The sequence below is a fragment of the Rhodanobacter thiooxydans LCS2 genome, assembly GCF_000264375.1.
Lineage (GTDB): Bacteria > Pseudomonadota > Gammaproteobacteria > Xanthomonadales > Rhodanobacteraceae > Rhodanobacter > Rhodanobacter thiooxydans.
The window spans coordinates 1-14091 of the sequence record NZ_AJXW01000095.1; the positions used below are offsets into that span (position 1 = coordinate 1).

A 14091-nucleotide genomic window follows, 5' to 3' on the forward strand; every position below is an offset into this window, starting at 1 on the left:
GGGTGCGCTCCTACAGGCCCAGTTCCGCGACCATCGCCTCGCGCATCAGGTACTTCTGCACCTTGCCGGTCACCGTCATCGGGAACGCGTCGACGAAGCGCACGTAGTGCGGCACCTTGTAGTAGGCGAGGTGGTGGCGGCAGTAATCCTGGATCTCGGCCACGCTGGCGGTGGCGCCGTCGCGCAGGCGGATCCATGCGCAAACCTGCTCGCCGAACTTCGCATCGGGCACGCCGAACACCTGCACGTCGAGCACCTTCGGATAGGTGTAGAGGAACTCCTCGACCTCGCGCGGGGAGATGTTCTCGCCGCCGCGGATGATCATGTCCTTGAGTCGGCCCACGATGCGGCAATAGCCGTCCGCGTCCAGCGTGGCGAGGTCGCCAGTGTGCATCCAGCGCGCCTCGTCGATCACCTCGCGGGTGCGTTCGGCGTCTTCCCAGTAGCCCAGCATCACCGAATAGCCACGCGTGCACAGCTCGCCCGGGGTGCCGCGCGGCACGATGCGCCCGCGCTCGTCGACCAGCTTCACCTCCAGCTGCGGATGGATGCGCCCCACGCTGTCGACGCGGCGCTCCAGCGGGTCGTCCGGCACGGTCTGGAAGCTGACCGGACTGGTCTCGGTCATGCCGTAGGCGATGGTGATCTCGCCCAGGTGCATTTCGCCGACCACCCGCCGCATCACCTCGATCGGGCACGGCGAGCCGGCCATGATGCCGGTGCGCAGGGTCGACAGGTCGAACTCGGCGAAGCGCGGGTGCTCCAGTTCGGCAATGAACATCGTCGGCACGCCGTGCAGGCCGGTGCATTTTTCCGCGGCCACGGTTTCCAGTGTGGCCAGCGCGTCGAAACCCTCGCCCGGGATCACCATGCAGGCGCCGTGGGTGACGCAGGCGAGGTTGCCCAGCACCATGCCGAAGCAGTGGTAGAACGGCACCGGGATGCACAATCGGTCGTGCTCGGTGAGGCGCATCGCCTCACCGATGAACCAGCCGTTGTTGACGATGTTGTGGTGGGTCAGCGTGGCGCCCTTCGGCGCGCCGGTGGTGCCGGAGGTGAACTGGATGTTGACCGGGTCGTCGAAACCCAGCTCGCGCTCCGCCGCGTGCAGACGCGCCAGCGCCGCGGCGTCGCCCAACGCCACCAGCTGCCGCCAGCCGCGCATGCCGGGCGCCGCTTCGTCGTCGAGCAGGATCACCTCGCGCAGGGTCGGCAACCGCGCCGCGTGCAACTGGCCGGGCGCGCTGACTGCCAGTTCCGGCGCCAGCTCGGCGAGAATGTCCAGGTAGTGCGAGGTCTTGAAGCGGCGCGGCAGCACCAGCGCGCGGCAGCCCACCTTGTTCAGCGAGTACTCCAGCTCGTGCAGGCGATAGGCGGGATTGATGTTGACCAGCACCAGCCCGGCCTTCGGCGCGGCAAACTGCAGCAGCACCCATTCGGCCCGGTTCGGCGACCAGATGCCGACGCGGTCGCCGCGCACCAGGCCCAGTGCGAGCAGGCCGGCGGCGACGCGTTCCACTTCGGCATGGAACTCGCGATAGCTCAGGCGCACACCCTGCGCGCGCACCACCAGTGCCGGCCGCCCGGGATGCGCAGCGGCGATGCGGTCGATCAGCGAACCCACGGTGTCGCCCAGCAGCGGCTGCACGCTGGCGCCGTGGACGTAGCTCGGTGCCTCGCTCATGCGCGATCTCCTCGGATCTTTCTGGGCATGCCGCGCGGGCACCAGCATAACGCCGCCGCTGGTCGTCACGGCCAAAGAAAAACGCAGCGGCCCGCGCCGCTGCGTTCCTCGCGTTCCGGCGACCGCCCTCAGTCGTGGAGGTCGACGTCCTTGGTCTCGCGCACGAACAGCATGCCGATCACGAAGGTCATCGCCGCGATTGCCACCGGGTACCACAGGCCTGCGTAGAAGTTGCCGGTGGCCGCCACGATGCCGAACGACACCGAGGGCAGGAAGCCGCCGAACCAGCCGTTGCCGATGTGGTACGGCAGGCTCATCGAGGTGTAGCGGATGCGGGTGGGGAACATCTCCACCAGCCAGGCGGCGATCGGCCCGTAGACCATCGTCACGTAGAGCACCAGGATGGTCAGCAGCAGGATCACCATCGGCACGTTGGTTTGCGCCGGATCGGCCTTGGCCGGGTAGCCGGCATCGGCCAGTGCCTTACCGACGCTGTCGCCGAACGCCTTGCTCTGCGCGGTGAAGTCGGCCTTGGCCAGGGCGCCGCCCTCGAACGCGGGGAAGTCCTGGCCGCCGATCGAGACCACCGCCAGCGTGCCCGGCGCCGCGGCGACGTTCTCGTACGGCACGCCGCGCTTGGCCAGGTAGCTCTTGGCCACGTCGCAGGAGCTGGTGAAAACCTTCTTGCCGATCAGGTCGATCTGCACGCTGCAGCCGGCCGGATCAGCCTGCACCTTGACCGGCGCCGACACGCTGGCCGCCTCGATCGCCGGGTTGCCGTAGTGGGTGAGCCCCTTGAAGATCGGGAAGTAGGTCAGCGCGGCGAGCAGGCAGCCGGCCAGCACCACCGGCTTGCGGCCGATCTTGTCCGACAGCCAGCCGAAGAACACGAAGAACGGCGTACCGATCAGCAGTGCCGCGGCGATCAGCAGCTGGGTGGTGGTGGCATCGATCTTCAGCGTGCTGCCGAGGAAGTACATCGCGTAGAACTGGCCGCAGTACCACACCACGGCCTGGCCGGCGGTGGCGCCGAGCAGGGCCAGGATCACCAGCTTCAGGTTGCCCCAGCGCGCGAACGATTCGGTCAGCGGCGCCTTCGACTGCTTGCCCTCCTCCTTCATCTGCTTGAACACCGGCGATTCGGCCAGCTGCAGGCGGATGTACACCGAGATCGCCAGCAGCAGCGAGGACAGCAGGAACGGGATGCGCCAGCCCCAGTCGTTGAACTTGTCGCCGAGCAGCCACTTGCAGCCCAGGATCACCAGCAGCGACAGGAACAGGCCGAAGGTGGCGGTGATCTGGATGAAGCTGGTGTACAGGCCACGCTTGCCCGGCGGGGCATGCTCGGCCACGTAGGTGGCGGCACCACCGTACTCGCCGCCCAGCGCCAGGCCCTGCAGCATGCGCAGGGCGATCAGGATCACCGGCGCCGCCACCCCGATCGAGCCGTAACTGGGCAACAGGCCGACGAAGAAGGTGGACAGGCCCATGATCACGATGGTGATCAGGAAGGTGTACTTGCGCCCGACCAGGTCGCCGACCCGGCCGAACACCAGCGCGCCGAACGGGCGCACCGCGAAGCCGGCGGCGAACGCGAGCAGCGCGAACACCAGCTGGCTCGCTTCATTCAACCCCGAGAAGAACTGGTGGCCGATGATCACGGCGAGCGAGCCGTACAGGTAGAAGTCGTACCACTCGAACACGGTGCCCAGGCTGGACGCCAGGATCACCCGCTTGTGGCTGACGTCGAGCTTGCCGCTGGCGTTGCCGCCAATGGCGTCGATGGCTGTTGTGGCCATGGTGTTTCCCCTCCCGAGATAGTGAGATGCCTCTCCCAGGAAGCCTGGGGAGAAATGGGGAGATGCGGTTCGTCCCTCGTACCGGACCGCACCTCGTCATACTCCCGACGCGACGGGAGGTGATCAGCGGCAGCGTGCACCTGGCACGCCGCCGCGACTTTCAGAAGCGATAGAGCGCGTTGAGGCTGAACTGGTTGCCGGTGGTGGTCTTGCGATCCACGCCGTTGCTGGTGGAGTCGAGCTTGTCGTGCATCCATTCGGCGCTGAGGTCATACGAACCGGCGGTGTACTGCAGGCTCAATGCCGTCTGGCGATTGCGGAGCAGGCCGGTCGAACCGTTGCCCATCCAGGCGATCACGTCCTTGCTGTCCGGCTTGCTGTAGGCGTAGAAGGCGTACAGGCTCCAGTTCGGCGTGAAGCTGTAGCCCGCCTGCACGAAGCCGCCGCGTTCGCTGATGTCGCCGAACTGCGACATAGCGCCGAAGATCTCGCCGAGGCCTTTGCCAGCGTAGGCCAGTCCCTTGAATGTCCACGGACCGGGCTTCCACTGGCCGCCGATCTCATAGCCCACGCTCTTGACGTCGGACTTGATCGGCGTCGGCGCGGTGCCGCCCACGCCGCGCAGGTCGACCTTGCTGTAGTGCGCGGCGAAGTACGCCAGCCAGTTCTTGTCCTGCACGTGCAGTCGCGCCTCGACCTGCGGACGGAAGCCGGCGCTGCCGGCGGTGAGGTAGTTGACGTTGTTGCCGGGCCCGCTCCAGGTGCCTTCGAACGCGCCCACGTCGAGCCGCCACTGCGCACCGGTGCTGCCGTGGTTGAGGTCCTGCATCACCACCACGCCGGGGAAGCGCCAGCCGACGTAGCCGGAGCCGAAGCCGAGCGGGAACGCGATGTGCGCCAGCGAGGTCGGCGAGTTGTCGACCGGGAACATCAGATCCCACTGCTGGCCGATGCGCACGGTGGTGCCGGTCTCGGGGTTGGTCAGGTCCATATAGGCCTGGCGCAGGCGCGGCGTCGGCTGCTGCTGGCTGTACGCGCCGGTGCCGTTGAAGCCACCGAAGAAGTCCATCTCGATGCGCCCGCCGCCGCTCCAGTTGCCGGCGAACTTGGCGCCCTTGAAGTCGAGCCAGAAGCGCGTGTTGCGCACGTCGACGCCGGAGAGCGAGCCCTTCGAGCCGGGAATCGGGAACAGCGCGTTCTGCCCGTTGCCGTAGGTGAAGCTCTTGTTCTGGCTGAACACGCTGGCGCTGACGAAGCCGTGCAGCGCCACCGACACACCCGGCGCGCTGCTGAACACCGGCGTCGCCGGAGCTGCCGCCGCCACGTTCTGCGCGGGCGCCGCCTGCGGCGCGGGTTGGGCGGGCGCGGCCTTCTGCGCCTGGATCATTGCCTTCAACTCGTTCAACTGCTGCTCGAGCTGCGCCACACGCTGTTCGAGTTGCTGCTCACGCGCGTTGTCCTGCGCGTGGCCGGCCAGCGGAAGCATCAGCGCGCAAGCCATGCTCAGGGCAAGCGCGGAGTAACGATGGGTATGTCGTTGGGTCATGCGTGCGTCTCCCCGAGGTCGATGACGGGTCGAGCATGGCCATGCTGCGGCGCGAGCGACTATTCGCCATTGGTCGAACTTCGACCAAAGTCGAGACGGCGGCGCGACGCCACCTCCACGGCGATCGGGCTACACTCGAAACGTGCACGCCGACGGGCACTTGCCTGCGCCCGCCGCGGTATCCCCGTTGCCATCTTCCATGCCGAGCCAGCAGGAGCCCAGCCATGTCCAAGATCTATCCGGTCAACCCTTCGTTTGCCGCCGCCGCGCGCCTGCGCCACGACGATTACGTGCGCCTGTACGCCGAGTCGGTCAGCGACCCGGAGGGTTTCTGGGGCCGCATCGGCCAGCGCCTGGACTGGATCAAGCCGCCGACGAAGATCAAGAACGTCTCCTTCGACCCGAAGGACCTGCACATCCGCTGGTACGAGGACGGCGAGCTCAACGTGTCCGCCAACTGCCTCGACCGCCAGCTGGCCAAGCGCGGCGACAAGGTGGCGATCATCTTCGAGGGTGACGACCCGAACAATTCGCGCAAGATCACCTACCGCGAGCTGCACGCCGAGGTGTGCAAGTTCGCCAACACGCTGAAGCACCTGGGCGTGGCCAAGGGCGACCGCGTGGCGATCTACCTGCCAATGATCCCCGAGGCAGCGGTGGCGATGCTGGCCTGCGCCCGACTCGGCGCCACCCACTCGGTGGTGTTCGGCGGCTTCTCGCCCGACTCGCTGGCCGGGCGCATCGCCGACTCGCAGGCCAAGGTGGTGGTCACCGCCGACGAGGGCCTGCGCGCCGGCAAGCACATCCCGCTCAAGGTCAACGTGGACGCGGCGCTGGAGCGGCCCGGCACCAACAGCGTGGAAACCGTGATCGTGGTGCGCCACACCGGCGGTGCGGTGCACATGCAGTCGCCGCGCGACCGCTACTGGCACACCCTGATGGAAGGCCAGTCGGCCGACTGCCCGCCGACTCCGGTCGAGGCCGAGCATCCGCTGTTCGTGCTATACACCTCCGGCTCCACCGGCAAGCCCAAGGGCGTGCAGCATTCGACCGGCGGCTACCTGGTGTTCATCAGCTACACCCACGAGCAGGTGTTCGACCTGCGCGAGGACGACATCTACTGGTGCACCGCCGACGTCGGCTGGGTCACCGGCCACAGCTACGTGGTGTATGGCCCGCTGTGCAACGGTGCCACCACGGTGATGTTCGAGGGCGTGCCGAACTACCCCGACCACAGTCGCTTCTGGCAGGTGATCGACAAGCACCGGGTCTCCATCTTCTACACCGCCCCCACCGCGATCCGCGCGCTGATGCGCGAGGGCGAGGCGCCGGTGAAGAAGTGCTCGCGCGCATCGCTGCGCCTGCTCGGTTCGGTCGGCGAGCCGATCAACCCGGAGGCGTGGGAGTGGTACTACCGCGTGGTGGGCGACGAGCGCTGCCCGATCGTCGACACCTGGTGGCAGACCGAGACCGGCGGCATCATGATCTCGCCGCTGCCCGGCGCCATCGCCACCAAGCCCGGCTCGGCGACGCTGCCGTTCTTCGGCGTGAAGCCGGCCATCGTCGACGCCGAAGGCACCGTGCAGGAAGGCGTGGCCGAGGGCAACCTGCTGATCACCGATTCCTGGCCCGGCCAGGTGCGCACCATCTACGGCGACCATCAGCGCTTCATCGAGACCTACTTCAGCGCCTACCCCGGCAACTACTTCTCCGGCGACGGCGCGCGTCGCGACGAGGATGGCTATTACTGGATCACCGGCCGCGTCGACGATGTGATCAACGTGTCCGGCCACCGCCTCGGTACCGCCGAGGTGGAAAGCGCGCTGGTGGCGCACCCGAAAGTAGCCGAAGCCGCCGTGGTCGGCTGCCCGCACGAGATCAAGGGCCAGGGCATCTACGCCTACGTCACCCTGGTCGCGGGCGAAAGCGGCAGCGACGAACTGCGCAAGGAATTGATCGCCTGGGTGCGCAAGGAGATCGGCCCGATCGCCACGCCAGACTACCTGCAGTGGGCGCCCGGCCTGCCGAAGACCCGCTCGGGCAAGATCATGCGCCGCATCCTGCGCAAGATCGGCGAGAATCTGCCCGACCAGCTCGGCGACATCACCACCCTGGCCGATCCCAGCGTGGTGAAGAACCTGGTCGACGAGCGGTTGATCAAATAAGCAGGGAATCGTGAATAGGGAATAGGGAATCGCTGTGCAAGCACACGCGTCTCGCGAACACCGCTCTCTTATTCCCTATTCCCCACTCCCTATTCCCTCACCATGACCGACATCCTGATTGCTGACGACCACCCGCTGTTCCGCGATGCCTTGCAGCGCGCGGTGCTGGTCGCGTTGCCGCAGGCGCGCGTGCACAACGCCGACAGCGTGCACACCCTGCTCGGCCTGATCGAGCAGTTCCCCGACGCCGAGCTGCTGCTGCTGGACCTGCACATGCCCGGCGCGCGCGGCTACTCCGCGCTGGCGCACATCCGCGGCCAGTACCCGGGGCTGCCGACCATCGTGGTCTCCGGCCATGAGGAAGCACAGGTGGCGCGGCGCGCGCTGGCGCACGGCGCGTCGGCATACATCCCGAAATCCAGTTCGGGTGAAAGCATCGTGACGGCGATCCGCGTCGTGCTCGACGGCGACATCTGGCTGCCGCCGCAACTGGTCGGCGGCAGCGCCGAGCTCAAGCCCGACGAAGCCGACGCCGCCGCGCGCATCGCCGCACTCACCCCGCAGCAGTTCCGCGTGCTCACCATGATTGCCGAGGGCTTGCTCAACAAGCAGATCGCCTGGGAACTGGGCGTCTCCGAAGCCACCGTGAAAGCGCACATGACCGCGATCATGCGCAAGCTCGGCGTCAACAACCGCACCCAGGTCGCGCTGGCCGCCAGCCAGCTGGCGGTAGAGCCCGGCACGATGCAACCGATGTCCGGAGACGAGGACGGGGAGTGAGCGACATGTGCAACGGCGTCGCGGCCAGCAAGCGCATCGACATCTCGCCCGGCGAGCCGGCCGCCTGACGCACGAGCCGTGCCGCGCACAACGCCGGTGCGGTGTGCGCGTTTGACGTGGCTTCAACGTCAACCATCGCGTCGACGCCGGAGGGATGAGTGCGATCCGGCCCGCTACTCCGCTGAACCCGCCGGTTCCCCCTGCTTGCGCACCAGCGCGGTCAGCAGCGCGCGCAGCGCGGCGGGGCGCACCGGCTTGTGCAGCAGCGGGTAGCCGAGGGCGCGGGCGCGCTGCTTCAGCTCGCTGCTGCCGTCGGCGGTGATCATCGCCACTGGCGGCAGTTCACCCATCGCCCTGGCCAGCTGCTGCAGCGCCAGCAGGCCGTCGGTGTCCTCGGCGAGGTGGTAGTCGGCGAGGATCAGATCCACCGGGCCACGGCGCAGCTCATCGCGCGCCTGCGCCGCGTCGAGCGCGATGCGGCAGTCGACACCCCAGCGGCTGAGCAGGGCGCGCATGCCATCGAGGATGGCCGCGTCGTTGTCCAGGCACAGCACGGTCAGCGGCAGCTGCTTGTCGGTGCCGCCGCGCTGCACGCGCTGGCGACGCACCGGCACCGCCTCGTTGCGCGGCACGGTCACCGCGAAGCAGCTGCCGTGTTCGACCCGCGAATGCAGGTCGAGCTGATGATCGAGGATGCAGGCCAGGCGATCGCAGATCGACAGGCCCAGGCCCAGGCCCTTCTCGCCCCACGGCGAAGGCTGCTCCAGCCGCTGGAATTCGCCGAAGATGCGCGCGCGCTGTTCCGGCGCGATGCCCGGGCCGGAGTCCCACACCTCGATGCGCACCTTGTCCGCGCCCACCCGCCGCGCGCCCAGCAGCACGCTGCCCTTGCTGGTGTAGCGCAGCGCGTTGGAGAGGAAGTTCTGCAGGATGCGGCGCAACAGCTGCGGGTCGCTGCGTACCGCCAGGCCGGTAGGCACCACGCGCAGGCGCAGGCCGCGACGCTCGGCGATCACCGCGAACTGCGCCTTCAGCGAGTCGAACAGCTCGGCCAGCGCGAACGCGCCGACTTCCGGATGGTAGCTGCCGGCGTCCAGCCGCGAGACGTCCAGCAGCGCGTCGAGCAGGTCCTCGGCGGCGCGGAACGAGGCGTCGATGCGCTCGGCCAGCCCGCTGGCCTCGGCGTCCAGGCCGGGATGCTGGCGCAGCGCCGAGGTGAACAGGCGCGCCGCGTTGAGCGGCTGCAGCAGGTCATGGCTGGCGGCGGCGAGGAAGCGCGTCTTGGAGATGTTCGCCGTTTCCGCCGCGCGGCGTGCCTGCGCGGTGGCGGCCAGCGCCTCGGACAGTTCGGCGGTGCGCTGCTCCACGCGCTGCTCCAGCGTCTCGTTCACCTCGATCAGCGCCTGCTCGGCGTGCTTGTATGCGGTGACGTCGGTATAAGTGGTGACATAGCCGCCGCCGGGCAGCGCGCGGCCGCGCAGCTCGATCACCGTACCATCCGGACGCACGCGCTGGAACAGATGGGTCGAGCCGGCCTGCATGTACTGGATACGCTTGGCCACGTGCGCTTCGACCTCGCCCGGGCCGCACTCGCCGCGCTCGGCGTTCCAGCGGATCAGCTCGGCCACCGGCACGCCCACGTGCACCATGCCGTCGGGGTAATCGAACAGCTCCAGGTAGCGCCGGTTCCACGCCACCAGGTGCATCCGCGCGTCCACCACGCTGATTCCCTGCGAGACGTTTTCCAGCGTGGTGGACAGCAGCTCGCGATTGAAGCGCAGTTCCTGCGACGCCTCGTCCAGCAGCGCCATCGACTCGGCCAGGTCCAGGCCGCTGCCGGACAGGGCGCTGATCAGGATGCGCCGCGCATTGGCCGCGCCCACCGCCGAGGCGAGCAGGCGCTCGGTGTACTGGATCAGCGCGCGGTCGGCCGCCTCGCCGGCCAGCAGCGGCTTGCTGCGCCGCTGTGCATACTCGTCGAAGGCGCGCGCGCTGCTGCGCTCGCCCACGATGCGCTCGGCGATGGTGCGCAGGTCGGCCACCGCCACGCGGCCGCGCCAGTCGCCGCTGCCGCCGCGGCTGGCCGGGTCGGCATCCATGAACACCGCCGCGTGCAGGCGCTCTTCCAGGCTCGGCCGCAGCCGCAGCGACACGAACACCAGGCAGCCCACGTTCACCAGCAGCGACCAGAACGTGCCGTGCATCACCGGGTCCCAGCCGCTCAGGTGGAACAGCGCCTGTGGGCGCAGCCAATCCCAGCCGAACGGGCCTTGCCGCAGCCAGTCGTCCGAGCGGATCAGCGCCGGCAGCAGCAGGGTATACAGCCACACCGCGAAGCCGCCGGCCAGGCCGACGATCACGCCGCGACGACTGGCCCCGCGCCAGTACAGCGCGGCGATCAGCGCCGGCGCGAACTGCGCCACCGCGGCGAACGCCAGCAGGCCCGTCGCTGCCAGGTTCTCGGCGTTGGCGGCGACGCGGTAGTAGGCGTAGGCCATCGCTGCCAGCAGCACGATCGCCACCCGGCGCACGCCCAGCACCAGCTGCGACAGGTCGCTGCGCTGTTCCAGCCGCAGCGCGCGGATGCGCAGCAGCGCCGGCATCACCAGGTCGTTGCTGATCATCGTGGACAGCGCCACCGAGGCCACGATCACCATGCCGGTAGCCGCCGAGAAGCCGCCGATGAAAGCCAGCAGCGCCATGCCGCGGTCGCCGTGCGCCATCGGCAGGGTCAGCACCCAGGCATCGGCGGTGCCGTCGCGCAGCAGCGGCATGTGCGCGCCGGCTGCCACGATCGGCAACACCGCCACGCTGACGATGACCAGGTACAGCGGCACCATCCAGCGCGCGCGGCGGAGGTCGCCGGTATCTTCGCACTCGACCATGCCGATCTGGAATTGGCGCGGCAGGCAGAACATGGCGCAGAACGCCAGCATGGTCTGCGCCAGGAAGCCTGGCGACAGGCCGTGGCTGAGCTGGGCCACCGGCCGCTGCACCGTCTCGGCCAGGCCCGGCCCCTGCCACAGCGCGTAACCGGCCAGCGCCATGAAGGCGAGCAGCTTGATCAGCGACTCCAGCGCGATCGCCAGCATCATGCCGTGATGGTGCTCGGTGGCGTCGATGCTGCGCGTGCCGAACAGGATCGCGAACACCGCCAGCAGCACCGCGCACCACAGCGCGCTGTCGACGCCGCCAGCGGTGACCAGGCCGTGCCTGACTCCGCCGAGCACGCCGTACGACATCGCCACCGCCTTGAACTGCAGCGCGATGTACGGGACCACCGCGACCACCGCGATCACCGCCACCAGCGCGGCCAGCCCGTGCGACTTGCCGAAGCGCGCGCCGATGAAGTCGGCGATCGAGGTGATGTTGCGTTGCCTCACCGTCTGCACCAGCCGGCGCAGCAGGCCGTAGCCGAACAGGAACAGCAGGATCGGGCCGAGGTAGATCGGCAGGTAGGCCAGGCCGTCGCGCGCGGCGGTGCCCACCGCGCCGTAGAAAGTCCATGACGAGCAGTACACCGCCAGCGCCAGGCTGTAGACGATCGGCCGCAGCCGCGGCTGGCGCGGGTACAGCGGCCGGCGGTCGCCGGCGTAGGCCACCACGAACAGCAGCCCGACGTACAGCAACGAAACCAGCAGCAGCAGCCACCCCTGAATCAAGTCACCTTCTCCCGGCCGGACCATCGACGGGCGCGCCTGCGCTTGTGCCAGGGCGACGCCAGCGGCACCATGCGCGCATGATCGCCGCGCCCGTATCGACACTCGCCAACGTAGCAGAGCACTTGCACGATGACGAGATTCACGTGTGGCGGCTGGACTACCGGCGCTCGGGTGGGCGCGCCCCGCTGCGCGCACTGCTGGCCGCCTACCTTGGTACCACGGCGGAGCGGGTGCTGCTGCGCGAAGGCGAACATGGCCGCCCCGCGCTCGCCGCCGGGCTGGATCCCTCGCTCGACTTCAATTGGTCGCACAGCGGCGACCATGCCCTGGTCGCGGTGGCCCGGCACGTCGCACCGGGAATCGACCTCGAATGCCTGCGCCCGCGCCAGCACGCCGCAGAACTCGCCCGCCGCTTCTTCAGCGCCGAGGAGGCGGCGGCACTGGCGGTGCTGCCGGAGGCCGAGCGCAGCGTCGCCTTCCTCGAACTGTGGACCGCCAAGGAAGCGGTGCTGAAGGCACTGGGCCGCGGCCTCGCGTACGGCCTGCATCGGCTCAGCATCGCCAGTGTGGAGGGGCAGCTGCAGCTGCGGCGGCTGCAGGGCGACGACGCCGACGCCTGGCAACTGCAGCGACTGGCGCTCGACCACGGCCTGGTCGCGGCGCTGGCCTGGCGCGGCGGTGAGCGGCGGATCCGCCTCGGCACGCTTGCCAGCGGCGGCTGATCGGCGCACTGTTTCTGGCCCATCGACCGGCCCGTGCGCCCCATCGATTGCCCACCGCCGAGGATCGTCCTTCCGTCATGACCCTGCTCAGCGTCAATCTCAACAAGATCGCCGTGCTGCGCAATTCGCGCGGCGGCCATGAACCGGACATCTGCCGCGCCGCGCAGACCTGCATCGAGAGCGGCTGCGGCGGCATCACCGTGCATCCGCGGCCGGACCTGCGCCACGTGCATCCCGACGACGTGCGTGCGCTGGCCGCGATGCTGCGCGGGCGGGTGGAGTACAACATCGAGGGCAACCCGTTCGCCGCCGCCCGCGGCGCCTACCCCGGGCTGGTCGCGCTGGCCCGCGAGGTGCGGCCCACCCAGGTCACCCTGGTGCCCGACGGCGATGGCCAGATCACCTCCGACCACGGCTTCGACCTGCGCCGCGACCTCGCGCAGCTGCGTCCGCTGGTCGGCGAGCTGCGCGAGCTGGGTTGCCGGGTCAGCCTGTTCGTCGACGCCGGCAGCCAGGATTTCGAGCTCGCCGCCGCGATCGGCGCGCAGCGCGTCGAGATCTACACCGGCCCCTATGCCGAGGCGTTTGCCGACGGGCGGCCCGCGGCAGCGCTGGCCGCGTGCGCCGAAACCGCGCGCCGCGCCCAGCAGGCCGGGCTGGCGGTGAACGCCGGGCACGACCTCAGCCAGGCCAACCTGGGCACGTTCAAGGCGGCCATCCCTGGCCTGGCCGAAGTTTCCATCGGCCATGCGCTGATCGGCGAGGCGCTGTACGAGGGGCTGGCCACCACCGTGCGCAACTACCTGCAAATCCTGCGCTGAGCCGGGCACGCCGGCGCCCCAAAAGAAAACCCCCGCGCAAGGCGGGGGGGTACGTTGTCGTGGCGGCGACCGATCAGAAGTTCTCGGTGAAACCGATCTTGACCAGCTTGTAGCTCTTCGCAGCCGCCAACACCCGCGCCACGTGCTCGTAGGCCACCGCGTCGGCTGCAGCGATCTGGATCTCCGGCTGGTTGTTCAGCGACTGCTGGCTGATCACCGCGAGCTGCGCCTTCAGGCCCAACTCGTCCACCGGAATATCGTTCCAGTACAGCGCACCGGCCTGGTCGATCTTCAGGTGGATCGGTTCGGCCGGATTGGTCGGCGGCGGCTGATTCGGATTCGGCTGCGGCAGGTCGACCTGGATGCGATGCGCCAGCACCGGTGCCGTGATCATGAAGATGATCAGCAGCACCAGCATCACGTCGACCAGCGGCGTGACGTTGATCTCCGACATCGGTCCACTGGTGTTGGTAGAGAAGGACATCTGGTTACTCCTTCGGCGCGTCGGTAGTCATGAAAGCAACATGCACCATGCCCGAATCCTTGGCGTCGCCGATGATCTTCTTCACGATCTTGAACTCGGTGTTCTTGTCCGCGCGGATTTGCAGCTCCGGCTGCGGCGACCTCTGCGCGCTCACCGCGAACTGCGCCCGCAGCTCGGCTTCGGTGACCAGGTGGTCATTGAAGTACGTGCTGCCATCCTGCTTGACCGCCAGATCCAGTGGCGGCACCGACATTTCCGAATCCGGTGTCTTCGGGTTGGCCGTAGGCAGATCGATCGTGATGGAGTGCGACATCAGCGGAGCCGTGATCATGAAGATGATCAGCAGAACCAGCATCACGTCGACCAGCGGCGTGACGTTGATTTCCGACATCGGACCGCCGGAATTGCCACCTAGGCTGACAGCCATG

The 14091-nt window shown here is 68.5% G+C and carries 10 protein-coding genes; 4 read left to right on the forward strand and 6 right to left on the reverse strand.

Features of this window, described 5'->3' with window-relative positions; all coding sequences use genetic code 11:
- Positions 1-10: 10 nt before the first annotated feature.
- The 3 genes from UUA_RS16300 to UUA_RS16310 form a co-directional block, all read right to left on the reverse strand.
- Entirely contained in the window at positions 11-1684 is a 1674-nt protein-coding gene (locus UUA_RS16300; protein WP_008438845.1) for an AMP-binding protein, read from the reverse strand.
- 128 nt (positions 1685-1812) lie between these two features.
- Positions 1813-3483 carry an MFS transporter gene (locus tag UUA_RS16305; protein ID WP_008438846.1) on the reverse strand — a complete coding sequence of 557 codons (1671 nt, stop codon included), beginning with the start codon at positions 3481-3483 and terminating at the stop codon, positions 1813-1815.
- A gap of 160 nt (positions 3484-3643) precedes the next feature.
- Entirely contained in the window at positions 3644-5029 is a 1386-nt protein-coding gene (locus UUA_RS16310; protein WP_039954312.1) for a porin family protein, read from the reverse strand.
- Positions 5030-5253: 224 nt separating this feature from the next.
- On the opposite strand from UUA_RS16310, the gene acs reads away from it, so the two are divergent.
- Both acs and UUA_RS16320 read left to right on the forward strand, forming a co-directional pair.
- A complete protein-coding gene (gene acs / locus UUA_RS16315) occupies positions 5254-7194 on the forward strand; it encodes an acetate--CoA ligase (RefSeq protein ID WP_008438848.1) in 1941 nt (646 codons plus the stop codon).
- 102 nt (positions 7195-7296) lie between these two features.
- A complete protein-coding gene (locus UUA_RS16320; RefSeq protein WP_008438850.1) occupies positions 7297-7974 on the forward strand; it encodes a response regulator transcription factor in 678 nt (225 codons plus the stop codon).
- Between the two features lie 173 nt (positions 7975-8147).
- Here the strand turns inward: UUA_RS16320 and UUA_RS16325 are convergent, their stop codons facing one another.
- The gene (locus UUA_RS16325; protein ID WP_008438856.1) at positions 8148-11636 is read right to left on the reverse strand and encodes a hybrid sensor histidine kinase/response regulator; all 3489 of its coding nucleotides are present in this window, start codon (positions 11634-11636) and stop codon (positions 8148-8150) included.
- 77 nt (positions 11637-11713) lie between these two features.
- On the opposite strand from UUA_RS16325, the gene UUA_RS16330 reads away from it, so the two are divergent.
- On the forward strand, positions 11714-12358 hold the full coding sequence (locus UUA_RS16330) for a 4'-phosphopantetheinyl transferase family protein (protein ID WP_008438857.1): 645 nt from the start codon (positions 11714-11716) through the stop codon (positions 12356-12358).
- 77 nt (positions 12359-12435) lie between these two features.
- Complete coding sequence (locus UUA_RS16335) at positions 12436-13179, forward strand: pyridoxine 5'-phosphate synthase (protein ID WP_008438858.1); 744 nt, start codon at positions 12436-12438, stop codon at positions 13177-13179.
- A gap of 73 nt (positions 13180-13252) precedes the next feature.
- Here the strand turns inward: UUA_RS16335 and UUA_RS16340 are convergent, their stop codons facing one another.
- Together UUA_RS16340 and UUA_RS16345 are read right to left on the reverse strand one after the other, a co-directional pair.
- Positions 13253-13663: an ExbD/TolR family protein gene (locus tag UUA_RS16340; RefSeq protein ID WP_008438860.1), complete on the reverse strand. Its 411-nt coding sequence runs from the start codon at positions 13661-13663 to the stop codon at positions 13253-13255.
- A 4-nt stretch (positions 13664-13667) separates the two neighbouring features.
- Positions 13668-14090 carry an ExbD/TolR family protein gene (locus UUA_RS16345; protein ID WP_008438862.1) on the reverse strand — a complete coding sequence of 141 codons (423 nt, stop codon included), beginning with the start codon at positions 14088-14090 and terminating at the stop codon, positions 13668-13670.
- Between the last annotated feature and the right edge of the window lies 1 nt (position 14091).

Coding starts and splice junctions, on each gene's coding strand:
- UUA_RS16300 (WP_008438845.1), bottom strand. CDS start 1,684: ATGAGCGAGGCACCGAGCTACGTCCACGGCGCCAGCGTGCAGCCGCTG.
- UUA_RS16305 (WP_008438846.1), bottom strand. CDS start 3,483: ATGGCCACAACAGCCATCGACGCCATTGGCGGCAACGCCAGCGGCAAG.
- UUA_RS16310 (WP_039954312.1), bottom strand. CDS start 5,029: ATGACCCAACGACATACCCATCGTTACTCCGCGCTTGCCCTGAGCATG.
- acs (WP_008438848.1), top strand. CDS start 5,254: ATGTCCAAGATCTATCCGGTCAACCCTTCGTTTGCCGCCGCCGCGCGC.
- UUA_RS16320 (WP_008438850.1), top strand. CDS start 7,297: ATGACCGACATCCTGATTGCTGACGACCACCCGCTGTTCCGCGATGCC.
- UUA_RS16330 (WP_008438857.1), top strand. CDS start 11,714: ATGATCGCCGCGCCCGTATCGACACTCGCCAACGTAGCAGAGCACTTG.
- UUA_RS16335 (WP_008438858.1), top strand. CDS start 12,436: ATGACCCTGCTCAGCGTCAATCTCAACAAGATCGCCGTGCTGCGCAAT.
- UUA_RS16340 (WP_008438860.1), bottom strand. CDS start 13,663: ATGTCCTTCTCTACCAACACCAGTGGACCGATGTCGGAGATCAACGTC.
- UUA_RS16345 (WP_008438862.1), bottom strand. CDS start 14,090: ATGGCTGTCAGCCTAGGTGGCAATTCCGGCGGTCCGATGTCGGAAATC.